This is a genomic window from Acinetobacter sp. KAM396, from assembly GCF_021602765.1.
GTDB classification, from domain to species: domain Bacteria; phylum Pseudomonadota; class Gammaproteobacteria; order Pseudomonadales; family Moraxellaceae; genus Acinetobacter; species Acinetobacter towneri_A.
Genome location: NZ_BPPH01000124.1, coordinates 1 through 277, shown reverse-complemented (window position 1 = coordinate 277; position 277 = coordinate 1). Strand labels below are relative to the sequence as shown.

Below are 277 nucleotides of genomic sequence, written 5' to 3'. Positions count from 1 at the left end.
TCACAGATGATAAGCTGGGGACTTAGCTTAGTTGGTAGAGCGCCTGCTTTGCACGCAGGAGGTCAGGAGTTCGACTCTCCTAGTCTCCACCACGTACTTATTAAGTGCGGGTATAAGCTAAAGATTGCAGAACTTAATAAAAGATCGAATGATTAGATTTGGTAGTTTATTAAGTTCTGTGATTTATCACAGTTGACTGCAGTCCGACGAGGATGCAGTGAATCATTAACAGATTGGCAAAAATTGAGTCTGAAATAAATTGTTCAACTCATTTCAT

At 40.1% G+C, this 277-nt stretch carries 1 tRNA gene; it reads left to right on the top strand.

What is annotated here, in order from left to right:
- Positions 1-16: 16 nt before the first annotated feature.
- Positions 17-92 (top strand) — tRNA-Ala (locus tag L6C30_RS14815).
- Positions 93-277 lie beyond the last annotated feature (185 nt).